This window comes from Aequorivita sp. Q41 (genome assembly GCF_039831855.1).
GTDB lineage: Bacteria > Bacteroidota > Bacteroidia > Flavobacteriales > Flavobacteriaceae > Aequorivita.
Genome location: NZ_JBDPMS010000001.1, coordinates 198,227 through 221,967, shown reverse-complemented (window position 1 = coordinate 221,967; position 23,741 = coordinate 198,227). Strand labels below are relative to the sequence as shown.

General features: G+C 34.5%; 27 protein-coding genes and 1 tRNA gene. 9 read left to right on the top strand and 19 right to left on the bottom strand.

The features are described from left to right. Positions 1 to 74: 74 nt before the first annotated feature. A tRNA-Pro gene (locus ABJ955_RS01050) sits at positions 75 to 148 on the bottom strand. Between the two features lie 272 nt (positions 149 to 420). Here ABJ955_RS01050 and trxB point away from each other — a divergent pair. Further along, positions 421 to 1,383, top strand: coding sequence for a thioredoxin-disulfide reductase (trxB, locus tag ABJ955_RS01045; RefSeq protein ID WP_347372749.1), 963 nt, complete (start codon positions 421 to 423; stop codon positions 1,381 to 1,383). 73 nt (positions 1,384 to 1,456) lie between these two features. Here trxB and ABJ955_RS01040 read toward each other — a convergent pair whose 3' ends face one another. From ABJ955_RS01040 to ABJ955_RS01015, 6 genes are all read right to left on the bottom strand, one after another. Beyond that, positions 1,457 to 1,888 carry a hypothetical protein gene (locus ABJ955_RS01040; protein ID WP_347372748.1) on the bottom strand — a complete coding sequence of 144 codons (432 nt, stop codon included), beginning with the start codon at positions 1,886 to 1,888 and terminating at the stop codon, positions 1,457 to 1,459. Between the two features lie 161 nt (positions 1,889 to 2,049). Then, positions 2,050 to 2,769, bottom strand: coding sequence for a head GIN domain-containing protein (locus ABJ955_RS01035; RefSeq protein WP_347372747.1), 720 nt, complete (start codon positions 2,767 to 2,769; stop codon positions 2,050 to 2,052). A gap of 18 nt (positions 2,770 to 2,787) precedes the next feature. Further along, on the bottom strand, positions 2,788 to 4,551 hold the full coding sequence (locus ABJ955_RS01030; protein ID WP_347372746.1) for a PspC domain-containing protein: 1,764 nt from the start codon (positions 4,549 to 4,551) through the stop codon (positions 2,788 to 2,790). Continuing rightward, positions 4,548 to 4,886 carry a PadR family transcriptional regulator gene (locus ABJ955_RS01025; RefSeq protein WP_347372745.1) on the bottom strand — a complete coding sequence of 113 codons (339 nt, stop codon included), beginning with the start codon at positions 4,884 to 4,886 and terminating at the stop codon, positions 4,548 to 4,550. Before ABJ955_RS01025 ends, ABJ955_RS01030 begins: the two co-directional genes overlap by 4 nt. Then, positions 4,883 to 5,068: a hypothetical protein gene (locus tag ABJ955_RS01020; protein ID WP_347372744.1), complete on the bottom strand. Its 186-nt coding sequence runs from the start codon at positions 5,066 to 5,068 to the stop codon at positions 4,883 to 4,885. The genes ABJ955_RS01025 and ABJ955_RS01020 overlap by 4 nt, the downstream gene beginning before the upstream one ends. Then, on the bottom strand, positions 5,052 to 5,552 hold the full coding sequence (locus ABJ955_RS01015) for a DUF4870 domain-containing protein (protein WP_347372743.1): 501 nt from the start codon (positions 5,550 to 5,552) through the stop codon (positions 5,052 to 5,054). Before ABJ955_RS01015 ends, ABJ955_RS01020 begins: the two co-directional genes overlap by 17 nt. 133 nt (positions 5,553 to 5,685) lie before the next feature. Between ABJ955_RS01015 and ABJ955_RS01010 the strand changes: the two genes are divergently transcribed. Both ABJ955_RS01010 and ABJ955_RS01005 read left to right on the top strand, forming a co-directional pair. After that, positions 5,686 to 6,138, top strand: coding sequence for a DUF4442 domain-containing protein (locus ABJ955_RS01010; RefSeq protein WP_347374344.1), 453 nt, complete (start codon positions 5,686 to 5,688; stop codon positions 6,136 to 6,138). Positions 6,139 to 6,331: 193 nt separating this feature from the next. Beyond that, positions 6,332 to 6,529: a hypothetical protein gene (locus ABJ955_RS01005; RefSeq protein WP_347372742.1), complete on the top strand. Its 198-nt coding sequence runs from the start codon at positions 6,332 to 6,334 to the stop codon at positions 6,527 to 6,529. Between the two features lie 56 nt (positions 6,530 to 6,585). On the opposite strand, the gene ABJ955_RS01000 is transcribed toward ABJ955_RS01005, so the two are convergent. From ABJ955_RS01000 to ABJ955_RS00965, 8 genes are all read right to left on the bottom strand, one after another. After that, positions 6,586 to 7,524: a LysR substrate-binding domain-containing protein gene (locus ABJ955_RS01000; RefSeq protein ID WP_347372741.1), complete on the bottom strand. Its 939-nt coding sequence runs from the start codon at positions 7,522 to 7,524 to the stop codon at positions 6,586 to 6,588. Between the two features lie 128 nt (positions 7,525 to 7,652). Further along, positions 7,653 to 8,084 carry a DUF2141 domain-containing protein gene (locus ABJ955_RS00995; protein ID WP_347372740.1) on the bottom strand — a complete coding sequence of 144 codons (432 nt, stop codon included), beginning with the start codon at positions 8,082 to 8,084 and terminating at the stop codon, positions 7,653 to 7,655. Between the two features lie 100 nt (positions 8,085 to 8,184). Next, positions 8,185 to 9,516 (bottom strand): DUF58 domain-containing protein, encoded by a 1,332-nt coding sequence (locus tag ABJ955_RS00990; RefSeq protein ID WP_347372739.1) that lies wholly within the window; start codon positions 9,514 to 9,516, stop codon positions 8,185 to 8,187. Beyond that, positions 9,517 to 10,515, bottom strand: coding sequence for a MoxR family ATPase (locus ABJ955_RS00985; protein ID WP_347372738.1), 999 nt, complete (start codon positions 10,513 to 10,515; stop codon positions 9,517 to 9,519). It abuts the gene before it with no gap. Then, positions 10,502 to 11,719, bottom strand: coding sequence for a DUF4350 domain-containing protein (locus ABJ955_RS00980; RefSeq protein WP_347372737.1), 1,218 nt, complete (start codon positions 11,717 to 11,719; stop codon positions 10,502 to 10,504). Before ABJ955_RS00980 ends, ABJ955_RS00985 begins: the two co-directional genes overlap by 14 nt. Next, entirely contained in the window at positions 11,712 to 12,482 is a 771-nt protein-coding gene (locus tag ABJ955_RS00975; protein WP_347372736.1) for a DUF4129 domain-containing protein, read from the bottom strand. The genes ABJ955_RS00980 and ABJ955_RS00975 overlap by 8 nt, the downstream gene beginning before the upstream one ends. 1 nt (position 12,483) lies before the next feature. Then, positions 12,484 to 13,353, bottom strand: coding sequence for a hypothetical protein (locus ABJ955_RS00970; RefSeq protein ID WP_347372735.1), 870 nt, complete (start codon positions 13,351 to 13,353; stop codon positions 12,484 to 12,486). A gap of 67 nt (positions 13,354 to 13,420) precedes the next feature. Beyond that, the gene (locus ABJ955_RS00965) at positions 13,421 to 14,389 is read right to left on the bottom strand and encodes a stage II sporulation protein M (RefSeq protein ID WP_347372734.1); all 969 of its coding nucleotides are present in this window, start codon (positions 14,387 to 14,389) and stop codon (positions 13,421 to 13,423) included. A 35-nt stretch (positions 14,390 to 14,424) separates the two neighbouring features. Here ABJ955_RS00965 and ABJ955_RS00960 point away from each other — a divergent pair, with 35 nt between their 5' ends. Both ABJ955_RS00960 and ABJ955_RS00955 read left to right on the top strand, forming a co-directional pair. Further along, positions 14,425 to 15,141, top strand: a complete 717-nt coding sequence (locus ABJ955_RS00960; RefSeq protein ID WP_347372733.1) for an RDD family protein — start codon at positions 14,425 to 14,427, stop codon at positions 15,139 to 15,141. Next, positions 15,138 to 15,755: a trimeric intracellular cation channel family protein gene (locus ABJ955_RS00955; protein ID WP_347372732.1), complete on the top strand. Its 618-nt coding sequence runs from the start codon at positions 15,138 to 15,140 to the stop codon at positions 15,753 to 15,755. The genes ABJ955_RS00960 and ABJ955_RS00955 overlap by 4 nt, the downstream gene beginning before the upstream one ends. A 5-nt stretch (positions 15,756 to 15,760) precedes the next feature. On the opposite strand, the gene ABJ955_RS00950 is transcribed toward ABJ955_RS00955, so the two are convergent. Further along, positions 15,761 to 16,489 carry a peptidylprolyl isomerase gene (locus tag ABJ955_RS00950; RefSeq protein ID WP_347372731.1) on the bottom strand — a complete coding sequence of 243 codons (729 nt, stop codon included), beginning with the start codon at positions 16,487 to 16,489 and terminating at the stop codon, positions 15,761 to 15,763. 2 nt (positions 16,490 to 16,491) lie between these two features. Between ABJ955_RS00950 and ABJ955_RS00945 the strand changes: the two genes are divergently transcribed. Together ABJ955_RS00945 and ABJ955_RS00940 are read left to right on the top strand one after the other, a co-directional pair. Then, positions 16,492 to 17,133, top strand: coding sequence for a CoA pyrophosphatase (locus ABJ955_RS00945; RefSeq protein WP_347372730.1), 642 nt, complete (start codon positions 16,492 to 16,494; stop codon positions 17,131 to 17,133). Positions 17,134 to 17,301: 168 nt separating this feature from the next. Next, positions 17,302 to 18,105, top strand: a complete 804-nt coding sequence (locus ABJ955_RS00940; RefSeq protein WP_347372729.1) for a lysophospholipid acyltransferase family protein — start codon at positions 17,302 to 17,304, stop codon at positions 18,103 to 18,105. A gap of 86 nt (positions 18,106 to 18,191) precedes the next feature. Here ABJ955_RS00940 and ABJ955_RS00935 read toward each other — a convergent pair whose 3' ends face one another. Together ABJ955_RS00935 and ABJ955_RS00930 are read right to left on the bottom strand one after the other, a co-directional pair. Beyond that, a complete protein-coding gene (locus tag ABJ955_RS00935; protein WP_347374343.1) occupies positions 18,192 to 18,752 on the bottom strand; it encodes a hypothetical protein in 561 nt (186 codons plus the stop codon). Positions 18,753 to 18,842: 90 nt separating this feature from the next. Continuing rightward, positions 18,843 to 19,337, bottom strand: a complete 495-nt coding sequence (locus tag ABJ955_RS00930; protein ID WP_347372728.1) for a sigma-70 family RNA polymerase sigma factor — start codon at positions 19,335 to 19,337, stop codon at positions 18,843 to 18,845. Positions 19,338 to 19,452: 115 nt separating this feature from the next. On the opposite strand from ABJ955_RS00930, the gene ABJ955_RS00925 reads away from it, so the two are divergent. Then, the gene (locus tag ABJ955_RS00925; RefSeq protein ID WP_347372727.1) at positions 19,453 to 20,724 is read left to right on the top strand and encodes an NAD(P)/FAD-dependent oxidoreductase; all 1,272 of its coding nucleotides are present in this window, start codon (positions 19,453 to 19,455) and stop codon (positions 20,722 to 20,724) included. Positions 20,725 to 20,751: 27 nt separating this feature from the next. Here the strand turns inward: ABJ955_RS00925 and ABJ955_RS00920 are convergent, their stop codons facing one another. After that, entirely contained in the window at positions 20,752 to 21,348 is a 597-nt protein-coding gene (locus ABJ955_RS00920; RefSeq protein WP_347372726.1) for a DUF1801 domain-containing protein, read from the bottom strand. A gap of 167 nt (positions 21,349 to 21,515) precedes the next feature. Here ABJ955_RS00920 and ABJ955_RS00915 point away from each other — a divergent pair, with 167 nt between their 5' ends. Then, positions 21,516 to 23,669 (top strand): TonB-dependent receptor, encoded by a 2,154-nt coding sequence (locus ABJ955_RS00915; protein WP_347372725.1) that lies wholly within the window; start codon positions 21,516 to 21,518, stop codon positions 23,667 to 23,669. Positions 23,670 to 23,741: the final 72 nt, after the last annotated feature.

The following is a 23,741-nucleotide window of genomic DNA, read 5'->3' as shown; positions in this document are numbered from 1 at the left end:
CATCTTTTTATATCAAAACTTAGCTCTTCTTAATAAAAAAGTGATTCAATTTTATGAATCACTTTTTATTTATGTCGGGATGACAAGATTTGAACTTGCGACCCCACGCCCCCCAGACGTGTACGCTACCAGACTGCGCCACATCCCGATATTTTTTTATTGTAAGAGTTTACCTTTTTTCCGACATCCTAAAAGTAAATTTTAGACTGCATTTCGTTGCAAATTCAATGCGAAAAATTGCACATCAAAAATAAGCAATTTATAAAGTTAAGCAAGAAAGAATTTTATGAAAAGACATTAATTTAAGTCTGAAATAAGAAATTAGAATAGAACAATAATAAATCTTCATAACTTTTAGAGTTTCATTACTTTGAAAGTTATTATTTTTACCATTCGAAAAAAACTATTGAACAAAATATCATGAGCGAAACTATTGAAAGAATAAAATGCCTTATTATAGGTTCAGGACCTGCTGGGTATACTGCAGCAATTTATGCAGCAAGAGCAGATTTAAAACCAATTATGTACACAGGAATGGAGCCTGGTGGACAGTTGACAACAACTACAGAAGTTGACAATTTCCCTGGATATCCTGAAGGAATTGACGGTCCTACAATGATGGTGCAATTGCAACAACAAGCCGAACGTTTTGGCACAGAAGTACGTATTGGAATGGTTACAAGTGTTGCGTTTAGCGATGTAGTAGGAGGATTACACAAAATAACCGTAGACAATACCACACAAATTGAAGCTGAAACGGTTATTATTTCAACAGGAGCAACAGCCAAATATTTAGGTTTACCGAGTGAACAAAAGTTACGCGGTGGGGGTGTTTCTGCGTGCGCTGTTTGTGATGGATTTTTCTATAAAAACCAAGATGTTGCAATAGTTGGAGCAGGAGATACTGCAGCTGAAGAAGCTACTTATTTAGCAAATATATGTAATAAAGTAACCATGCTTGTTCGTAAAGATTTTATGAAAGCTTCTAAAGCAATGCAGCATAGAGTAAACAATACTAAAAATTTGGAAGTTCGTTACAATACGGAAGTTGATGAGGTTTTAGGTGACCAAGTTGTTGAGGGGCTTAGAATGGTGAACAACCAAACAGGTGAAAAAGAAGAAATAGCCATTACAGGGCTATTTATTGCTATTGGCCATAAACCAAACACAGACATATTTAAAGGGCAGTTAGATATGGACGATACCGGGTATTTGATAACCAAAGGAAAAAGTACCAAAACAAATATGCCAGGTGTTTTTGCAAGTGGGGATGTTCAAGATAAAGAATACCGCCAAGCAGTAACCGCAGCAGGTACCGGTTGTATGGCTGCGCTAGATGCAGAACGTTACTTAGCTACTATTGAAACAGAAGTTACAGCATAATGCTTTTTAAGAAGTTAGAAAGCCCCTCTCAAAATTTTGAGAGGGGCTTTTAGTTTATTATAAAATTAAATTTTTATTGCTTCGTAAAGGTTAATAATTCAACATCACCATCGCCGCCACTTATATCAGTAAGCTCAATTTTTGAACTACTGATTGAAACAATATCCCAATCATCATTAATTTCATCAAACGGCTCCGTTTCTGAAAATTGTAATACCAATTCTTCTCCACTGTTTGAAGAGTTATCATAAGCCCAAGTTCCTGGCTCTGTATAAAGATCGTTTGTGGCATTTACTGTTCCATCTTCTTTAAAAGTAAAGGTGAAACTATTAAAATCTGAGGTATGATCAGAATCACCATCAATCAACCTAGTTATTTTCCATTCTCCTTGTGGGAGGGTCGTTTCTATTTGTTGAAATTCATTTGTGTTTGCATCACCAGCGTCATCATCAGAACTACATGCTATAAATGCAAATGCTGTAAATAATAATAAAATCTTTTTCATAGTTTAAATTGTTAAAGGGTTTGCTTCAAAGTTGTAAGAATAACGCAAAAACACTCTTAAAATTATTATAAATAAGAAAAGACCTAACAGAAGTTTATGATTCTGTTAAGCCTTTTTGGCAATTCGGTGGTTCACTAAAAATAAAAAGAGTGTCGATAGCTTTACATTTTCTTTACACTTCCCGAATGGCTTTCATTAGCATTTACCGATATTGGATTACCATAATAATTTATGTGCCCACCACTACTAACGTGAGATTCTAGCTTTTCCTTCACATTGACGGTTACTTCAGCGCCACTAGAAGCTTCTGCATTGCAATTAATAACCAAAAGATCCTCAGCATCAATTTCGCTTCCGCTAGATGCATCTGCGTTTAATAAAGATGCTTTTCCGCTAACTTCTATATCTGCCCCACTACTACATTTTGCGATTACTTCTCTTGCAAAAATTTCAACTTGTAAGTCTGCACCACTGCTGCTTTTTAGTGATAATAATTCACTTTTTATAACTGAATTTCCAGTTACATCTGCTCCGCTGCTAGCTTCAATAGTAGTAAGTTCCTTATAGGTTACATATACTTTTTTTGATTTTGAGTTTCTAATATTTTCTGAAGTAGTAATATGTAGTTTACCCGCTTCAATATTTGTTTCAATATAGGGAAGAAGATTTTCATCAGCTTCCACAACAATTTTGTTTTCGTCGCCTTGCGTTAGGTATACATCCAGCCCAGCACTTCCTCTAACAGTGTTGAAATCTTCAGTTACATTACGCTCTTCTGTTACCACATTGCCATTGCCATTTTCACCTGTATTAATGTTGAAATGACATGCACTTAAAGATATAGTAAGGCAAAATAGTACAATAATATTTACTGTTTTCATAGTGTATAATTTTGGTTGTTAATTAATGGTTACTGTAATTATTTCATCAGAAGTTTCTGTAAAAGCATTTTTATTTTTGAATTCATCTTTTACTTTTTCTTCCCAGTTTTTGTTTTTAATTGTATTTAAAGTGTCTAAGGTTGTTTCAGATTCCATTGATTCTATGGAATCAACTTCTTCAGTGTTCTCTTCTTTTACTTTACAATCAAGACATTCAATATTATTTTTCAAAATTCTGTAATGATGCGCATCATTATCCCAATCGCTCAATGCAGCAAAATCTGAGTTGAAACCGTAATAAGAAGTAGTGCTTTCTTCTGAATGAATAATAGTTCCTTCAGGTACATATACTGTTATTTCAATTTGCTGCGCACGGTATTTATTTGATGTATCTGTGATGAAAAATCCATCTAAATCTAATTTATTGTTTTCAAATGAATAGTTGTATTCAATGGCTTCAGAGCGTTTTTTTGCATCGAGATGATTGTTGCCTTCAGCAGATTTTTCAATAAGTATTTTACCGATAGCATCCTTTGTAGATTTAATTCTTAAAATAATATCATTCGAGTAAATTACCTTTTTATCCTCCGCGTTATACTTTATTTTTAAACCGTTTCTTCGGCTTACTTCATAAGTATATTGCTTGTCTGCTCGCATTGAAATTTGTAAAGTATCGCCCGTATGTACATTTAAAGCGCGTTCTTCAATAAAGTTACCATCGTACGCTTGCTCTGTTGCTTGTTTAATTCCTAAAACCGTCAACCCAATTATTGATAAAGCCCAAACTACAATCAATAAAATTTTTAGGGTGGAGCTCATTGGTTTCAAATTGCTAATCAGAAGCTTTAACCCTAGGATAAAGAGTGCGAAAAAAGGAATTCCTATTGCAAAAAGTCCTAATAATGCCAATACCCACATAGGTACATTGGTAGTGTCTATCATCGCAAAGTTTTCAACTATTTCATTATTTCCCCAAAAATCTATGGAGCCAAATGTGAAAAACCCAACTACAAGTCCAATAATGGTAAGTAGTGAAACGATGATTATAAATACTCCAATAAACTTCGCAAATATTTTAAATAGGCTTACGATTACGTTTCCCAAGCTGTCAAAAAAACCTGAAGCTCCAGTTTTAATTTTGTTACCATATTTATCGTAATCTACATTTTTTACGCGGTCTGCAACATTGTCAAAACCTTCTTTAAATTTTCGTTCAATGTTTGAAATATTTACAGGTTCGCCCGTCATTTTCAATTTGTCTGAAGTTGTTACAGCAGCGGGTACCAAAATCCAAAGTAATATATAAACTACCACTGGCGATCCCATTCCGGCAACAACTAGCAGCACCCATAACAAACGAATCCATATAGCGTCTACGCCTACATAATGCCCTAAACCAGAGGAAACTCCTGCAATATATTTAGTGTCGATATCACGAAAAAGTTGTTTATGTGAAGCATTTCCACGTGATTGTGCCTGTTTTTTTGAACTTGGAGGTGCGTCTTCAAAAATTTTATCATCTACTTCGTAGTCTTCTGGCTGCCCCATAACTGCAATTACTTCGTCTAGGGTTTTTAGTGTTACGACTTGCGTAGGGTTTTCAATTTTCTCAGAAAAAAGTTCGCCAATACGGGCTTCAATGTCCTGCATTATTTCTTCACTTCCGTCAGCACCTTTTAGCGATTTGCGAATGGCGTCTAGGTAGCGCGAAAGTTTCCCAAAGGCGTCTTCGTCTATATGAAAGGAAGTGCCTGCCAAATTTATGTTTACTGTCTTGTTCATTTTGTGTTTTTTTCGCTGGTTACTTTGTTAACGGCCTGTTGCAATTCTGCCCAGGTATCGTTCAATTCGGTTAAAAATAATTTACCTGTTTCGGTAAGTTCATAATACTTTCGTGGTGGTCCGCTGGTAGATTCTTCCCAACGGTAAGAAAGCAATCCCGCATTTTTAAGCCTTGTAAGCAATGGGTAGATTGTACCTTCCACGACAAGCATTTTTGCGTCTTTTAAGGTTTCAAGAATGTCTGAAGTATAAGCTTCACCGTCTTTTAGAACGGAAAGGATACAGAACTCCAAAACCCCTTTTCGCATTTGCGCTTTTGTGTTTTCGATTTTCATAATTCGTTTTTACTTGTTTTTGATTCCTGTTCGTGATTGATGATAAATGAATAAGGAAGCACGTTTGTGGTTTCTTCGCATTGGTGATGAGTCATTGCGCTAACAGTTTCCTGTTCCTTCGGCATGCTTACGCCTATAAACTGTAAAATGGCAGCTAATAGGTAACTAACTAATGTGCTCATTTTTGATAGGGTTTTTAAGGTTGGTTTTTATAAAAGGTATGCAAAATGGATATTGATATAATTGTCCGCGTGAAGCGTGAATCGATGCATTTATTACTGCGTAAAGTTCAAAAATAAACAATCCCAATAGCAGCAAAATTGCTAGCCCAAACAGAAGCATATATCCGGAAATGTTTTGAATGCTACTTATTGAAAAATCTCCTCCAGTACGATCCAATGTTTCAATTATTGAAATAAAATCTGTGATGAAAACAATGAAAAAGGGAAGGCAAATTAATCCTAATACTAAAAAGTAGATTAATATACTTAATTGAAAGTTGATTGCTTCCTTTCCATGCTCATCCACAAAATCTTTGTCCTTGTTAAAAGTCCAAATTAATAGGGGCGCTATATAATTAGAAAACGGGAAAAAATATTTCAAAAAAGTTGATAAATGAATAAATGCACTTGTGTTTTTTTGATTTTGTGTGACTGTAGTTTCCATAACTTATTATTTTCTTATGCAAATATATGTCTAAAAGATAGTAGTGTGTTACGCATAGTACTAAAATTAACATATTTTTAACAACTAGGAAGTAAGCAATTTATTGAATATATTCGTAGTTTATATATTCAAAATGAAGCTCAGCCCACGTAAAATCAATCTTTTTTTATTTTTCAAACTTCCCTCTGCTTATTTAACTGGCGTACGGTTAAAAACCATCTCAGCGCAAACTTGTACCACAACAGTTAAACATAGATGGATTAATCAAAACCCGTTTAAATCTATGTTTTGGGCAGTGCAAGGTATGGCCGCCGAATTAAGCACAGGTGCAATGGTAATGTCTTGTATTAAAGAGAGTAACCAAAATATATCAATGCTCGTTGCCTCTAATAAAGCAACATTTTTAAAGAAAGCGAGAGGTAGAATTACCTTTGAATGCAATGATGGTGTTCTAATAAAAAAGGTAATTGAAACTGCAATTAAAACAAAAGATGGGCAAACTGTAAATCTAAAAGCAGAAGGTAAAAATACAGCTGGAGAAGTGGTTTCTTTGTTTGAATTTGAATGGACGCTAAAGCTTAAGTGAATTACTGTCAATAATTTAAGATGTTTTTAAAAGGTGGCAACCTGGTCATTAACAAATATTTAACAAGCTTATAGCTTCCTTTAATTGGAGTTTATTCACAATTATTCATTATATTTAAATTTCAAAATAATAAAAAATCTTCGCCTATTGAAAAAAGCTACGTTATTCTAATTTATTTAAATCTCAATTAGCTATGGCAAGAGCAATGTTTGATTATACCAAAGCTGTACTTGCAAAAGTAAGTTTTGACGTCAATTTGTTTTGTAAAGAATTGAAAAAAGCGTTAACCAGATTACTTCCTTATGAAATAGAGGAACTTAAACTGTGGATAGACTCACTTATCAAGCAAAAACCACAATTAAATCAATGTTTAATTTATTTAAATCCATAAAAAAATCCCTCTGAGAAATCAGAGGGATTTTTAATAACTAGTTGTTTTATAGTTATTTATTTTTTAATCGGACTTATTATTTTTACATCCTGAAAAGCAATAGCACCACGTATTACTCCTGAAATAATATCGTGTAGCGCAGTTATAATTTGCATTTTAAGTTCACTTTTACTGTAAATAAGGCTTACTTCTCGCGCTGGAGAAGGTTCTTTAAAATATTTTAAGTTCTCTGTTTGCGACGGAAGAATGTCCAGTGTATGTAAATAGGGTAGTAGTGTCATTCCCATTCCTTCGTTTGAAAGTTTTATAAGAGTTTCAAAACTGCCACTTTCAAGTTGAAATTTATCACTTCCACTATTTTTTGTAGCCTTACAAAGATTAATTATTCCATCTCGAAAACAATGACCGTCTTCCAATAAAAGTATATCTTCAATATCAAGATCCATTAATTCAAGCTTCTCTTTGGAATGCAAACGATGGTTTGATGGAATATAACCTACAAAAGGTTCATAATATAAAGGGCGTTCTTTAATTTTTTCGTGTTGTAAAGGCGTTGCAGCAATGGCTGCATCTAAATAGCCATCGTTTATCTTAGCAATTATCTCATCCGTATTTAATTCTTCAATTTTCAATTGTACTTTTGGGTACCGATTAGAGAAGTTTTTTAAAAACATAGGTAATAAAGTAGGCATCACCGTAGGGATTATTCCAAGCTTAAAGGTACCGCCTATAAATCCTTTTTCCTGATCTACAACATCCTGCATCCGTTCCGATTCATTGACAATATTTCTAGCTTGCTCCACGATTTTTCTTCCAACTCCAGTAAGTTCAATTGGTTTTTTACTTCTATCAAAAATCAAGATTTCAAGCTCGTCTTCCAGTTTTTGAATTTGCATACTGAGTGTGGGTTGTGTTACAAATGTTTTTTCAGCAGCCTTGGTGAAATTTTGATGCTCAGCTACAGCCAAAACATATTTCAATTGTGTAATTGTCATTGTAAGTTATATTTATGCAAAGGTAAATTTTAATCAGAAAAATTTATTGATATTTTGTATGAATTTATCTCAAAAAAAGGAAATCCGGTTTAAAACCGGATTTCTTAACTATATATTTTCAGTAATATTTACATTCTAATCTCCATTTCAACTGGCTGGTTGCTTACTTCAAATTTAGCATCTTGCCACATAGGTGGTCCATAACTCATGTTATTATTTGACACACCGTAAGGTTCGGTAGGCATTCCATTTGTATCAAAATCCATTCGTTTATTATTATTCTTATCCTGAAAAAGAGAAATGCCGTAGCTTCCAGGCGTAACGTTTTTAAATGTTGCGGTGGCTTTTCCGTCAATAATTTCAGCACTAGAGCTCATTATTGGAGCAGCTTTTAAAAAAGTGTTTTCGTTATACAAACCTATTAATACATTTCCTTCGTCACTTTTACATGGAACAGAAACAGTAATTGTTGTTCCGGTTTCAGCGGTTGAACTATCAGATTGTGCATTTAAAAGAATGGAGAAAAAACTAAGGCCAATTGAGATAATGATTGTTTTCATGATTTTAAGTTTTTGGTTATTATTATAAATCAAATGTCTTAAAATGTCGTTTCTAAACTAAATAAGAATTCCTCAACTGTTGATTTTTTACGCTGAAATGTTACAAAAGCCCTCTCGCCTTTATTTCCAGATATTTATTTATTGTGTTTACGGTTAAATCTTCTGGTGCAGTTAAGATGGTTTGAATACCGCGTTGCTGTAATTCACGAACCATGAGCTTTTTGTCAAACTCAAATTGTTGGGCAATGGTTTGGTCTACAATTTCTGGGAGACTTTTCGCTTCAGAATTGGTTAAGGCTTTTAATTCGGAGTTTTCAAAAAAGATAACAACCAAAACATGTTTTTTTGCAATGGCTTGTAAGTAGGGTAACTGCCTATGAAGCGCAGCAATATGCTCAAAATTTGTATAAAGCATTAATAAACTTCTATGTGTAATTTTTCGTTTTACTACTGCTTGTAATACGCCGTAATCTGCATCTAAAAACTTGGTGTCAATATTATAAAGTGTTTCAAGAATATTGTTCAGATATGTTTTTTTTGCTTGCGCTGGAAGAAATTTTTCCGCTTTATTTGAAAAATCTAATAAGCCAACTTTATCGTTTTTCTTTAAAGCAATGTTTGAAAAAGCAAGCGAACTGTTTAGCGCATAATCTAATAATTTAAGTCCGTTGAAAGGCATTTTCATCACACGGCTTGTATCGATAATTGAATATACCGGCTGCATTTTTTCGTCCTGATATTGGTTTACCATAAGCCGGGCATGTTTTCCCGTTGCTTTCCAATTCACTGTCCGCACATCATCGCCAGCCACATATTCTTTTATTTGTTCAAATTCCATGGTGTGGCCTATGCGACGTATTTTCTTTAAACCAATATGTGAAAGCCTGTTATCGATAGCCAAAAAATCATATTTTTTCATTTGAATAAATGATGGGTACACCTTTACCATCTGCTGATTGTTGAAGGTGTATCTTCTTTGTATCAATCCAATTAGTGAAGAGACGTAACAATTTAAATTTCCAAAAATATATTCGCCGCGTTCCACAGGTCTTACTTCATACTGAAGCGTATTTTTATTTTTTCCTGTGATGAAAATACTTTTTAAAAAATCTCTTTTTTGAAACTGAATGGGCAATTCATCAATAATTCCCACATGAATATTAAAAGGATACTTATTTACTAAAAGTATAGAAACAGGATTGATGTCGCTATTTGAAAATTTTTCAGGTAAAATCCGCTCGCCTTCCAATGCATTTTTACTGAAAAGCATTGTAATTTCAAGAAGGATAAACAGAGCAAACCCCATAACCAAAATCCAAATAATTCCATAAAGCCATTCCCACCAATAGGAAAATAAAAATAATACTGATAGCAGCGCCATCACGTAAAAAAACCGTGGCGTTAGGTAGAAGGATTTTAGGAATTTAATCACTTATCTTGGAATTTCGATGGATTGTGAAATTAGATCTATCACAGATTCGGGCGTCATTCCTTCCATTTCGCGTTCTGGCGAAAGGATAATTCGGTGTCTTAAAACTGGAGCCAATGTTTTTTTAACATCATCTGGGGTTACAAAATCTCTCCCGTTAATAGCTGCATATGCTTTTGAAGCATTCATAATAGCAAGCGAAGCTCTTGGAGACCCACCCAAAAATAAATGAGGATGGTTTCGGGTTTTATCTACCAATTGTGCGATATAAGTAAAAATTTTATCTTCAATTAAAATATCCTGTACTTGTGCGCGGAATTTTTTTAATGCCTCTGGAGTTAATACGCCTTCAATTACGTTTTCTGGAATTGCTTGTTTACGCTGGTGATGGGTTTTTAAGATGGTTATTTCCTGTTCTAAATTTGGGTAGCCAACTTTTATTTTAAAGAGAAAACGATCCAATTGTGCTTCAGGTAAAGCATAAGTTCCTTCTTGCTCAACGGGGTTTTGGGTGGCAAGCACAACAAAAGGGTATTCCATAATATGTCGTTCGCCATCCATTGTGATTTGGCGTTCCTCCATAACTTCAAAAAGTGCAGCTTGCGTTTTTGCGGGAGCACGGTTTATTTCGTCAATCAAGATTACATTCGAAAAAATGGGCCCTTTTTTAAATTCAAATTCTGAAGTTTTCATATTCAACACTGAAGTTCCCAAAACATCACTCGGCATTAAATCGGGGGTAAATTGAATGCGACTAAAATCTGTTTTCAACGTCTTTGCAAAAAGTTTTGCGGTTATGGTTTTTGCAATTCCAGGAACGCCTTCAATAAGTACGTGGCCATTTGCCAAAAGACTTACAATAAGAAGTTCTACAAAATCTTCTTGCCCAATAATTATCTTGGCAAGTTGTTTTTTTATGCTGTCAACCGCAAGTTTAAGTTCGTCTAGTGGAATACGGTTGTTAAAGTGTAAATCGTCATTGTGCTCTTCAGGATTTTCCATCGGTTTTCTTTTTAAATTCTTTAATTTCTTGATACAATTTCAACAATTCTTCTTTGCTTGTGTTGTTTTGATTGTTTATTTTTTCAATAAAAGTAAACAGTTTTAAGGTGTCTTCGGGTGTATTTCCACTGCGTTCGGCAACCGTTTTATAAAAGCGCTCGTTGCTATTTTCGGTGGGAACACGCAATCGGGTACGAATAAACTCTAAAAAAAGCGTAATTTGTTTTTTGGCAATTAGATGATTCTCTTTTTTGTCTAAATACATCCCTGCAATCGTCTGCGTATATTCGTATGTTTTATTGGTGAGGGGGTGTACAATTGGGATGCTTCGTTGCTTTCTTCTTCCTTCAAAAATGATAAAAAGCAAAGCGCCAATCAGCAGAAAATAATACGCCCATTTAAAATTCTTATTACTTAGCAAAACCCGCAAAGGCGAAATATTTACACGCTTTCCAGATTTGTAATGATTGTCCCAATAAATAGTTTTACCGTCGTTAAGATAGGAGAGAACCTGCGTTGTATGTGTGGTATTTTCTTCAGAAAGCAGAAAAAAGTTTGAAAAAATTTCGGGTTGTAAATGAATAAAAAATTGCCCTTCGCCCAAGGGGGCTTTTATAAAATTAATGCGAGGCTCTTTAATTTTTAATGAATCAATAAATCGGCCAGAAACACCCAATACTGTTTGTGCAATTGTATCTATTTTTGAAAAATAACGAACAGAAAGGTCCTTTTTTATGTGGAAAGGTTTTTGCAAAGCGAATTTTTTATTTACTAATTTCAGCAATGGTTCGCTGCCAATTTTTTCAATAGTTACTTCGGTGCTTGTTTCTAAATTTAATGTGTCAAGAAGTTTTCCTCCCAAATAATTTGCAGCTATAAAAACGGTATTTCCTTTTTTAGCCCAACTAATCAATGAATCGAGTTCGGTTTTATCAAAATTAATGGTGTTATTTACAAAGAAATAAGTTCCTTTTAAGGTGCTATCCTGTAAAGCTTCAAAAGGAGGTATGTTTTTTTCAGAAAGGTTTTCGTTGAATGATTTCTTCACCAAATCATTGAGAACATACGTTCCCAAAGGAATTTTATCCTCTTTGCTATAACTGGGAAACCAACTAACAGGCTGTGGTTTGGAGGCTTCTGTATAGACCAATGCCGCCAGCACAAGCAGGAAACCGAAGAGAAATATTTTTTGAAGTTTAGTCAACGGTTTTTGGAATTTGATTTTCTAATGAGGTGAAAGTGTGTTGTGCTTTTATAAAATCGGTTTCGGTAACGGTAAAGCTTCCATACCAAATATAATCGTAAAGCGTCGTAACTTTGCGAAAACCGGTATTGATGTTTTCTGAAGTTATTTCGGCAAAATAATCGCTATTGGTTTTATCAAATTCATAATTTATAAGCTCGGCATCTGTTAATTTTTTTAGTATCAACAAATAATAATACCGAACAGCGAGTCGATATTCTTTTTGTTCCAATGCTTTTTCAATTAATTCTCTGATGTTTTTTGATTTAATTATTTCCTCTTCTTCGGAAAAGAAAACGGCGGGTTTTTCTTTCGATTTAAAAAAAGTTGCGCCGGGATTTAATTTGTAAAATAGCCAAACTACAAATACTACAATAGCAAAAAGAATGGCATACGGTACAACGTGAACTAAAAAAGAGATAAACCCTCCGGCTTCAAAATCGCCCACAAGCCAGTGCCAAAATTTTAACCAGAGCTCCCAAACCCAGTTTTGAAATTGCGACCACCAGTTTTCTTCTACGGGTTTTTCATAATAATCAAAAGCCTTTTCTTTTTTAAAACCTTCAATAGTTTGTTGGTCAAAAATAGGCGAATTTAGATTTTCCGTTTTGTCGTATTGGATTTCTTCAATTTTGTGCGCAGGAATACTGTCTTGCAGAAAAGGCATAGCATGTCCTAAGCCCGCACGAAATAAAAACAACAAAAGAAAAAATGTTTTTAGCATATTATTTTTCCTTTTTCCCAATGGATTCTATGGTTTCCATTGTACCTGTAAAGTTTTTCTTTTCGTTTAAATTAAAAAAAACAAAGGCGCTAGCAATAACAATCATAGAATATAACAAGTATTGAAAAATCATCCCGATGGATGTTAAACTAACATATACCCAATCGAATATATGGCTCGGATCTGCTGAAATTTCTTCCCCCATTGATATTGCTTTTATAAAGAAATAGATGTATTGAGGTATTTGAAAAATGATCATTATAAAGTAATAAAGAAGAAAAACGACCAAAAAAGTAGCAAAGGTAATCCACCATTCGTTTTTAATTAGGTTGAAGCAATCACTAATTGCATCAGTGACTCCTTTTTCATTAAAGACCACAATTGTATAGGCTGTGGAAAGGACAACACCAAAATAGATACCAGGAATAACACAAAACAGGGTGCCAACAGCAACAATAATACCTACTAGGAGACTAGTTCCGATTAATTTCCAAAAATCGTTTTTGACACCTGTACTAACTTCTTCTTTTACAACAACACCATAATTAGCGATATACGATTTTATAAAATGCAGTACTACGCCATTTAAAAGTGCATAAAAAATAATTCCAGATATAAATAAAATAAAAATCGCAATGGTAACATTTGCTGTAAAAATACTTACAGAGCCTAAGCTTTCCATAAGCCCCAAACCACCCATAATGGATTGCATATAGTACACATACGCGCAAATCATAATTAATAAGGCTGGACCGGCAACTTTAAAAATCATCCCAAAAAGGGGCTTCCAGTTTAAACGAATAAACTTAAAAATATCTGTTAGTATGCTTCCAAGCTCGCGTTGTTTTTTAAAATTTATTGTTTCGTTCATTGTTTGCTAATATTTTGATTTTATGGGTTCTAGTAATACTATGGAGGATAGTGTTTCTATCGGGTTTTTAAATTTCTAATTTTTTCAATTCTCTTTTCAATTTCAAAGGCAATAACACATAATAATAAATAATAAAAAAGAGCGTGCTTCCTATAATTAGTATTGCTAGCCAATCGGGCATTTCGGTATGGCGGGTTACAAAACCTTCAAGAAAACCTGCGATTATAAAAAATGGAACGGTACTCAGCATTATTTTAAGGCCATCTTTTGCGCCTCGCACAAATGATTGCAGCCGCGTATAGGTACCTGGAAACAATATACTATTTCCTAAAACGAGCCCTGCACAGGCCGCGATGATAATTACAGAAATTTCAATAGTACCGTGAATCCAAATGGTTCGGGCAGATTCCCAAAGCAATCCTTTTTCATAAAAGAAATATTGAAAAGAGCCAAGCATAATTGCATTTCGCATGATAATGTAAAGTGTGCCAAGACTCAAAAAAAGGCCATAAACAAAGGCATAAAGTGCAACCGTAATATTGTTTATTGTAATGCCCAGAAACATGTTTAATGCTCCCATTTCTTTATAAACCGCCATTGGGTCGCCTTTGTCAATATTTGCCAAGGTCATGTTTACATACGCATCGCCTAAAATTAAGCGAACAAAGTTTCCATCGGTAGCTGCAGAATAAGCGCCAACCACTGAGAATAATAGAAATACGATAAATGCAATTAGCAATTGTTTGTGGTATTGCGCAAAAAATAAAGGGAATTCCTTTGTATAAAAAGTTATAAAACGTGTTCGAGATTCGCGTTTACTTTTATAAATTTTTTGATGCGCTAAAACAGATAGGCCGTTTAAGTATTTCAGCGTGTTGCTGTTGGGGTAAAAAGTACGGGCGTAGCTTAGGTGATCCGTTACTTCAATATAAAGCGAGCTGAGGTCATCGGGATTCATTTGAATATTATTCCGAAGAACATTTTCAAATTGCAACCATTTATCTTTATTTTGCTTCGCAAAAGCGGCTTCACGCATAATGTGCAGTACTTTTGCTCAAAGAAACATATTTAATGGATAATTTTCAAATAGAAACCGCCCAAAATGTGAACATTCTTCAGAATGTGGCGGGGGTGGGCGAACGTATACTTGCATTTCTTATTGATGTATTGATAATGGGAGTTTATGTTTTCCTTATTATTCTAGTTTTTACAAACATTAATCTGTCTAACGATTTTAATATGATTGTTGGAATGACAGTTGGCTTGCCAATTTTTTTATATCATTTACTTTGGGAAACATTGTGGCAGGGAAGAAGCCCAGGAAAAGCAGTTATGAAATTGAGAGTTGTTAAAACGGATGGCTCAAAAGCTGCTTTTTCAAACTTTATGCTTCGCTGGTTATTGCGAATTATAGATGTTACGGGCACTAGCGGTGCTTTGGCGCTAGTTACTATTTTATTAAATGGAAAAGGGCAGCGTATAGGCGATTTGGCAGCTTCAACCACGGTGATTACTGAAAAACAGAACGTAAGTTTTTCGCAAACCATTTTGATGGATATTCCTGAAGGTTATGAGGCTCGCTATCCGCAGGTTACCGTTTTTACGGATTCAGAAATGCAAACCATAAAAAATGTATTTATGGAAGCTCGCTACAATGGAAACCATAATGTTATTTTGAAACTAGCCAATCGAGTTTCGAACGTTATGGAAGTGAAGTTGGAAGAAACTCCGATTAAATTTATCGATAAAGTAATTAAAGATTATAATTTTTATACCCAGAACATGTGAAGTTAATTCTATTAATAGATATTTTAGGAACCGTTGCATTTGCAATTTCAGGAGTACTTACAGCACTTAACAAACGTTTGGATCCGTTTGGGATTTTAATAATTGCTTTTGTAACCGCTGTTGGTGGCGGAACCTTGCGTGATATCCTCATTGATGTGCCTGTAGCTTGGATGCGAAACTTAACCTATGTGTATGTAATAGTTGGGTCGGCAATTTTTGCGGTAGTTTTTAGAAAACGTTTGGGGTATATACGTAAATCACTTTTTTTGTTCGATACTATTGGGATTGCGCTTTATACTATTGTGGGGGTAGAAAAAGGAATAGCTTCGGGGTTCCCACCTGTTATTTGTGTAGCTTTAGGAACGATGACTGCTTGTTTTGGAGGGGTGCTTCGCGATATTTTATGTAATGAAATTCCAATTATTTTTAGGAAAGAGATTTATGCCACAGCTTGTATTTTAGGCGCTACGGCTTATTTTCTACTTCATAATACGCCTTTAAAAGAAGACTTTATTGTAATAATTTCTGGGGCTATAGTAATTATAGTTCGTTTGTTGGCAGTTTCATTTAGGCTTTCGTTGCCTAATATTTATACAAAGCAAGAAATGGAGTAATCGGTTTATTCAATTACTTTGGCAGAAATATAAATATTACTCAAAGGCCAATCGCCAGCGTCTGCCTTTACTTTCGAAATTTCTTCAACCACATCCATGCCTTTGGTTACTTTCCCGAAAATGGTATATTTTCCGTTTAAATGAGTTGTAGCCGTTTTTGGGCCTACGAAAATAAAAAATTCATACGGAGCTGTTCTATTATCGGGATTTTCTCGATATTCCTTTGCCCCCGAAACGCTGCCATATTTATGAACGCGTCCTGGAATAATTTCGGCAGGAAGTAAGTAATCATTTCCGAGGGCGGCGCGTTTTCTAGGAGTTGAAACCAAATCGCTTGTGCCAGCTTGGATTATAAAGTTTGGAACCACACGATGAAAAAAAGTTTCTTCAAAATATGCTTGCTTCACTAAATAAATAAAATTTGCACGATGCAGTGGCGTGTCTTTGTATAGTTCTATTTCAATCGCACCAAAACGCGTTGTTATTAAAACCTTTGTTTCAGGGTTATTTTTGCCGTATTCGGTTAAAAAAGAAACTAAATTCTCGTTTGTAAGCTTTGGGTATTTTGTTGAATCTTTTTTTTGATTTGTAGCTGGAGTTAAAGTATCACTTTTAATTTTTTGGCTGCTTTGTATTGTTGAAGTGTTACCTTCTGTTTCGCTCTCCTTTTTCTTATCTTCACAGCTTCCAAAGAGAAAAATAATTCCGAAGCAATAAATAAACAATTTTCCCATAAATGAATTTTCACGATTTTGAAAAACGAATTGTAAAAGTAACAAAAATGGAACTTCCTGGGGAGTCTATTCAGCATAAAATGGCGCCAATTGAGCGTTTACAGGAACTTAAAAACAAAGCCAGAGAAAAAAACACGGCAAAACAAGCAGGTGTTATGGTACTTTTTTATCCTTCGGAAGCATCTAAAACACAGCTCATTTTAATTCTTCGTAAAACCTATAAAGGAGTTCATTCTGCACAAGTTGGTTTTCCTGGCGGGAAGTTAGAAGATGATGACGATTCCATTCAGGATGCTGCCTTACGAGAAACCGAAGAGGAGGTAGGTGTGGCTAGAGAAACTATTTCGGTTTTAAAAAAACTAACAGAAATATACATTCCACCAAGTAATTTTTTCGTGCACCCTTTTTTGGGAATTACGACAACGAACCCCCAATTTATACCACAAGAAGCAGAGGTGGAAGCATTGATAGAAGTTGATTTGGATGATTTTATGGATGCTGCTAATATTACCACACAGACACTTACTACTTCCTACGCTACAAATATAGAAGTACCTGCTTTTAATTTGAACGGTCATATCGTTTGGGGCGCTACTGCGATGATGCTCAATGAAGTGCGGGAATTACTGAAAATAGTACTTTGAAACCATATTTTACTATATTTGCTTAGTAAGAAATTTAGACAGTAGGTTTTAAATAACACATAAATTTCAAAAAAAATAAAATCCAATTTCTGAAAAATTAAAAGTCAAAATAGGAAATTTGGAATAATTATGAAGGCTTTACTACAATTGATAATTGAACATTAATAAATGAATCTCTTCAAAAAAAATCCATTTGGACATATACTTTTTTTAAAGCTTTGGTTAATTCGAATTGCTGGAGTTTTAACGCATAGACGTTTTAAGGGGTTTAACGAACTACAAATTCATGGTAGTGATATTTTGAAAACCTTGCCTGAAAAAAATGTGCTATTTGTTAGCAACCACCAAACCTATTTTGCAGATGTTGCTGCTATGCTCCATGTATTTAATGCTAGTTTGAGTGGGAGGGATGATAGTATAAAAAACGTAGGCTATCTATGGCGTCCAAAGCTTAATATTTATTTTGTTGCTGCAAAAGAAACAATGAAGTCTGGGCTATTGCCTAAAATTCTAGCTTATGCAGGTTCTGTAAGTATAGAACGTACGTGGCGTGAAAAAGGGAAAGAAGTTAACAAACAAGTGAAAATGAGCGATGTTAGCAATATTACCAATGCGTTGAATGATGGTTGGGTTATCACTTTTCCGCAGGGAACTACAAAACCTTGGAAGCCAATTAGACGGGGAACGGCGCATATTATAAAAATGAATAAACCCTTGGTAGTGCCAATCGTTATTGATGGCTTTAGAAGGTCTTTCGATAAAAAAGGAATCCGAATTAAAAAACGCGGGATTCTTCAAACAATGGAAATTAAGCCTCCTTTAGAAATTGATTACGAAAATGACACCATGGATCAAATTGTAGAAAAGTTGGAATATGCTATTGAGCAACATCCATCTTTCTTAAAAGTTATTCCAGCTACAGAAATTCAAAGTGAGGAAGAATTAAATAAACAACGACAATGGCACTACTAATTATTCCGTATTCTGCATGTATTTCTCATAAATAGCTTCTTTTAATATATATTCAATATTAAATAGTATTATACTCACTACTTATTTTATCCTTCAATTTTCTCCAATTCTTTATAGTTTTTATGAAGTCTTCGTAATAAGATTCCGTAAACAAGTCTGTAAAATAGTAGTATGAATGCTATCATAACAAGTCCAAAAAGGATTTGAATTACAAAGAACAACCTCATAAACTGATCTTGAGATATGTTTGCTATCCCATAGTCTTCAGACATATACTTAAATACGATATCTTGGTTTAAAAAGTAATACAAATTAATGCCAATGATTATTAAAAAAGAGGTCGTAATATTGTAAATCACAAAGTATTTTACTGTTTTACGTGTACGTATAATGTTTGCCATTAATTCTTTTATAGAATCAGTAAGGGATATTTTTCTATAGTTTATGTAAAAAAGTATGATAAAAATACCAAAAACAGTGTAGTTTATAATATTAACACCTATCAATATATCGTGGAGACCTATATCATCGCTAAATTTAGTACTAGATTCTGGCACTAAAAAAGAAAGGATAGTCCAGAATAGTATCTCTGCTATGCTAATATAAAATATCCATTTTACTATAGAAGAGGATTTTTTCAATAGCATTTTATAGATGTCGTCATAGGAAAGTTTCGGGAGATCTTGTTCCCGGCTTTGCCATTGCTTTTTTAATAAATCTAATTCATCCATAGTGAGTTACGGATTTAAAATTGTTCGTAATTTTTCCTTTATCCTGTTCATTTTTACTCTTGCATTTACTTCAGAAATACCTAGTGTTTCAGAAATCTCCCTGTAATTTTTATCTTCCAAATAAAGAAAAACTAAGGCTTTGTCTATATCGTTTAAATCTTTTACGGCACTGTACATCAGTTTTAGTTGCTGCTCTACCGTATCGTCATAATCTTCTGAAGAAATTTTAAAACTTACCCCTTCAAAATCTTGAGTTTTTATACTTCGCTTCGACTTTCTATAAAGTGTAATGGCTGTGTTTAAAGCCACGCGATACATCCAAGTGCTAAACTTAGAATCTCCCCTAAATTTTGGAAATGCACGCCAAAGCTGAATGGTTATTTCCTGAAACAGATCGTTGTGAGCGTCACTGTCGTTGGTATATAACCTACAGATTTTATGTACAATGTTTTGATTTTCCTCTAATTGGGTTACAAAACTATGTTCCAGTTCTTTATTCAATGGTTTTTTGTTGGCTTTTTTATTAGTGTTCTATTCAAACCCTTTGTTACAAAAATCCTAAAAAATAAGTGTACTTCCTTTACAAAGACTAATTTTGTTATATAAATTTTAAAAGATGAATATCCCTAAAACTGGTGTCCCACGAATAGTTGTTGTCGGCGGTGGATTTGCCGGTATTTCCTTTATAAAACAACTTCAGAAGGAAAAAGCGCAAATAGTGCTTTTTGACAGGCATAATTACCACACCTTTCAACCTTTGTTATACCAAGTTTCTACAGCAGGACTGGAGCCAGATTCCATAGCATATCCCCTTCGGAAAATTTTCAGAAAAAACAAAGATTTTCACTTTAGGATGGCGGAAGTGGAGCATATCAATACGGATAGTAATACCATTACAACATCGATTGGAGGGGTAGCATACGATTATTTGGTTATTGCAACTGGTACGCGGACAAACTTTTTTGGAAACAAAAGTATAGCAGAAAATAGCATGCCAATGAAAACGGTGCCTCAGGCTTTAAATATTCGTAGTTTGATTTTGCAAAATATCGAAAAAGCTGATATTACAACAAATGAAACGGAACGTAAAAGGCTTTTAAATTTTGTAATCGCTGGGGCAGGTCCAACGGGTGTGGAACTTGCTGGTGCTTTGGCGGAATTTAGAAAAGGAATTCTTGAAAACGATTATCCAGCGCTTAATGAAACTGAAATGAACGTTCATTTAATTGAAGGGTTAGATAGAGTATTACCGCCAATGAGCGAAAAGGTTTCTAAAAAGGCACAAAGTTTTCTTGAAAACCTAGGCGTGCAAGTTCACCTTAAAACATTTATAAGCGATTATGACGGGAAAACGGTAACAACCAACGATGGTAAAAAGTTTGAAACCGCTACTTTTATTTGGGCAGCAGGAGTAACGGGCGCCCCAATTGAAGGTATTAATGGCGAAGCTTTAATAGAACGTGCAAATCGATATCGTGTTGATGAATACAACAAAGTAAAAGGGTTTAAAAATATTTATGCCTTAGGCGATATTGCTTTAATGCAATCAGAAAAATACCCTAAAGGACATCCACAAGTGGCGCAACCCGCAATTCAGCAAGGGAAAAACCTAGGGAAAAATTTTGCTAAAATGTTGAAAGGTTCTAAAATGGAAGCCTTTAAATATTTTGATAAAGGAACCATGGCCACTGTAGGAAGAAATAAAGCTGTGGTCGATATTGGTAATATGCATTTTGGAGGTGCTATTGCCTGGTTTCTATGGATGTTTGTACACCTTTGGTTTTTGGTAGGTTTTAGAAATAGAGTGATTACCTTTTTTAATTGGACGTACAGCTATATAAATTATGACCGAGCCGCACGATTAATTATCCGACCGTTTAAAAAATAATGACTGCATTTTAAAGCAATATTTAGCTTAACAGTTTTTATATTTATCATAAAGTCCAATTCCTTTTTTAATCATTTCTGTGCATTTTTCAAGGCGATTTTGTTGTGTAATTTCACGTTTGGCATTTCCAATATGTTCTGCATATTCACGCTGCTTACCTGGAGTAAGTTTATAAAATTGCTCCTTTAAGTTTTGGTCTTTTGAAAGTGCTTTATTAAAAATTTCAGGAATGGAAATATCTTTTTTCACCATTTTTTTTAATTCTTTTCCAGCTATCGAATTTGCTATTGCTTCTTCTACATACTCCAATACAAGTTTAGAATCTATGGCATCACTTTCTTCAAATCGCCACTGCCGTAGTGCTTTTGTAACCCCTTCTTGTGCATTGATAAGTTTATTACTCTTGTCCTTTAAAAAAACGCCTTGATGAAACCAAATGGCAATATGATTTTTAAAATCGGACATAGCAGCAACCATTTTTCCATTTAGGGTGTATGTTGGTTTTCCCCATTTTACTTCTTCTTTTAATTCCGTTTTTTGAAAAACTTCGCGAAGCAACTGCAGCTTTTCTTTCCACTTTGTTTGCTTTGTTATAAAAGCATCTATTTTTTCAGAATCGGTCATAGTAGGTTGTTTACTATCGAAGATACAATTTTTCAGATTTTTTTGAAAACGAGGTTTTGCTTAATTTTTTACAGTTGAGAAGCAAATACTGACAATTCAGTTTTTATTTTTCTGAAAAAAGACCATAGCGGAGCACCTTTGAATTGAAATTAAAAATCAACCTATCAATGAAAATTTTTACAATTACTTTTTTCACACTTTTTTCACCCTTTTTCTTTTTTGGTCAAAACACAGTTTCAGGAACGGTTACAGACAATAAAGGCATTCCGATTATTGGTGCTAATGTATATTTAGATGGCACTTACGACGGAACTTCAACCACTGACAACGGAACTTTTACATTTGAAACCTCAGAAACGGGTACACAAACCTTAACCATTTCATACGTTTCTTTTGAAACAAGGTTAATTATCAAAGAAGTTTCCGAAATGAAGAAGCTAACAATTGTACTTCGTGAAGACGTAAATTCGTTAGAAACAGTAACTATTGCTGCGGGCTCATTTTCTGCAGGCGATAATAGTAAAATTTCAGTTTTAAAACCTTTAGATATTGTAACAACGGCAAGCGCTTTGGGCGATTTTGTGGGGGCATTACAAACGCTGCCAGGTACAACAACCGTTGCTGAAGACGGCCGCCTTTTTGTTCGCGGAGGCGATGCTGATGAAACCCAAATTTTTATTGACGGTATTCGTGTTTTTACGCCTTATACACCCTCAACAAACAACATTCCTACACGCGGTCGCTACAGTCCTTTTTTGTTTGATGGAATTACATTTTCTACGGGGGGGTATTCAGCAGAATACGGACAGGCGCTATCTTCTGTTTTGCTTTTAAATACAATTAATGAGCCTGATCAAGAAAAAACGGATATCGGTATTATGAGCGTAGGGGGGAGTTTAGGGCATACTAAAAAATGGGAGAAAAGTTCTTTGAGTTTAAACACTTCCTATATAAACTTAGCTCCTTACAATGCTATTTTTCCGGATAGAAATGAGTGGCATACGCCTTTTGAAACAGCTTCAGGCGAAGCGGTGTTTCGTCAAAAAATAGGCGATGGATTACTAAAAGTATACGGTGCTTTTGATACTTCCAACTTTTCATTAACTCAAGAAGACATCAACCAAGCGGAAGGCGTAACTTTTAGTCTTAAAAACCAAAACTTTTATACAAACGCCAGCTTTAGTGAAATGCTTGAAAAAGATTGGACAATTTTTGTAGGAGGAAGTTATACGTACGGCCGAACAAAAATTGGAATTGATGAAGCAACAATTAAAGATGTTGAAAATTCAGCCCACCTTAAATTCAAATTAAAAAAACGCTTTAGTAATTACTTTAAATTAAATTTTGGAGCAGAACAGTTTTTAACTGATTTCAACGAAAACTATAACGAGCCTAGCTTTCAAGCAGAATTAGGTTTCAATAATGCTATTTCTGCAACTTTTGCGGAAGCAGATATTATTTTCTCAAGAAAACTAGCTTTAAAACTTGGTGTTCGAGGAGAGTACAGCGAATTATTTAGCGAATTTACAATTTCTCCACGCGCTTCATTTGCATATAAAACAGGAAAAAATAGCCAGCTTTCATTGGCATATGGAGATTTTTACCAACAACCTAATAGGGAAGTGTTGAAGTTCACCAATAGCTTAAAAGCACAAAACACCCAACATTACATTATGAACTATCAATATGCTGCAAACAACCGAATTTTTCGAGCTGAAGTTTATAGCAAGCAGTATAATAATCTTGTAACATATTCGGAAGCGTTACCTAATGAAGCCTCTATTTTTTCGAATGACGGAAATGGATACGCCCAAGGTCTTGATTTATTTTGGCGGGATAATAAAAGCATTAAAAATGTAGATTATTGGCTGAGCTATTCCTATTTGGATACCGAACGAAAATATAAAAACTATCCAACGGAAGCCACGCCTAGCTTTGCAAGTACACATAATTTTTCAGCTGTAGCGAAGTATTGGATAGACGATTGGAAAAGTCAAGTAGGTTTTAGCTATCAATATGGTAGCGGCAGAACCTATACCGACGCAAACGAACCAGGATTTCTTCAGAAAAAAACAAGAGGATATAATAATGTAAGTTTAAACTGGGCGTATTTGCTTTCACAACAGAAAATCCTTTATTTTTCAATAAACAACGCTTTCGCTTTTAATAATATTAATGGGTACCAATATGCAAACACACCCGATGTAAATGGAAATTTTGCGAGACGAGCGCTTCAGCCAGCTGCTGATCAATTCTTTTTTGTAGGATTCTTTTGGACCATTAGCGACGACGGAAAAGACAATCAATTGCATAATTTATAAAATTACAATTCAGTTGCTAAATGCAACAGTTGGGTTCATTGCTTTTATAAGTATGCCTAACTTTGGTGAAAT

Coding starts and splice junctions, on each gene's coding strand:
- ABJ955_RS00915 (WP_347372725.1), top strand. CDS start 21,516: ATGAAAATTTTTACAATTACTTTTTTCACACTTTTTTCACCCTTTTTC.
- ABJ955_RS01005 (WP_347372742.1), top strand. CDS start 6,332: ATGGCAAGAGCAATGTTTGATTATACCAAAGCTGTACTTGCAAAAGTA.
- ABJ955_RS00950 (WP_347372731.1), bottom strand. CDS start 16,489: ATGGGAAAATTGTTTATTTATTGCTTCGGAATTATTTTTCTCTTTGGA.
- ABJ955_RS00995 (WP_347372740.1), bottom strand. CDS start 8,084: ATGAAAACAATCATTATCTCAATTGGCCTTAGTTTTTTCTCCATTCTT.
- trxB (WP_347372749.1), top strand. CDS start 421: ATGAGCGAAACTATTGAAAGAATAAAATGCCTTATTATAGGTTCAGGA.
- ABJ955_RS01020 (WP_347372744.1), bottom strand. CDS start 5,068: ATGAGCACATTAGTTAGTTACCTATTAGCTGCCATTTTACAGTTTATA.
- ABJ955_RS01035 (WP_347372747.1), bottom strand. CDS start 2,769: ATGAAAACAGTAAATATTATTGTACTATTTTGCCTTACTATATCTTTA.
- ABJ955_RS00920 (WP_347372726.1), bottom strand. CDS start 21,348: ATGACCGATTCTGAAAAAATAGATGCTTTTATAACAAAGCAAACAAAG.
- ABJ955_RS01040 (WP_347372748.1), bottom strand. CDS start 1,888: ATGAAAAAGATTTTATTATTATTTACAGCATTTGCATTTATAGCATGT.
- ABJ955_RS01010 (WP_347374344.1), top strand. CDS start 5,686: ATGAAGCTCAGCCCACGTAAAATCAATCTTTTTTTATTTTTCAAACTT.
- ABJ955_RS00945 (WP_347372730.1), top strand. CDS start 16,492: ATGAATTTTCACGATTTTGAAAAACGAATTGTAAAAGTAACAAAAATG.
- ABJ955_RS00940 (WP_347372729.1), top strand. CDS start 17,302: ATGAATCTCTTCAAAAAAAATCCATTTGGACATATACTTTTTTTAAAG.
- ABJ955_RS01015 (WP_347372743.1), bottom strand. CDS start 5,552: ATGGAAACTACAGTCACACAAAATCAAAAAAACACAAGTGCATTTATT.
- ABJ955_RS00925 (WP_347372727.1), top strand. CDS start 19,453: ATGAATATCCCTAAAACTGGTGTCCCACGAATAGTTGTTGTCGGCGGT.
- ABJ955_RS00970 (WP_347372735.1), bottom strand. CDS start 13,353: ATGAACGAAACAATAAATTTTAAAAAACAACGCGAGCTTGGAAGCATA.
- ABJ955_RS00985 (WP_347372738.1), bottom strand. CDS start 10,515: ATGGAAAATCCTGAAGAGCACAATGACGATTTACACTTTAACAACCGT.
- ABJ955_RS00960 (WP_347372733.1), top strand. CDS start 14,425: ATGGATAATTTTCAAATAGAAACCGCCCAAAATGTGAACATTCTTCAG.
- ABJ955_RS01000 (WP_347372741.1), bottom strand. CDS start 7,524: ATGACAATTACACAATTGAAATATGTTTTGGCTGTAGCTGAGCATCAA.
- ABJ955_RS00965 (WP_347372734.1), bottom strand. CDS start 14,389: ATGCGTGAAGCCGCTTTTGCGAAGCAAAATAAAGATAAATGGTTGCAA.
- ABJ955_RS01030 (WP_347372746.1), bottom strand. CDS start 4,551: ATGAACAAGACAGTAAACATAAATTTGGCAGGCACTTCCTTTCATATA.
- ABJ955_RS01025 (WP_347372745.1), bottom strand. CDS start 4,886: ATGAAAATCGAAAACACAAAAGCGCAAATGCGAAAAGGGGTTTTGGAG.
- ABJ955_RS00975 (WP_347372736.1), bottom strand. CDS start 12,482: ATGCTAAAAACATTTTTTCTTTTGTTGTTTTTATTTCGTGCGGGCTTA.
- ABJ955_RS00935 (WP_347374343.1), bottom strand. CDS start 18,752: ATGCTATTGAAAAAATCCTCTTCTATAGTAAAATGGATATTTTATATT.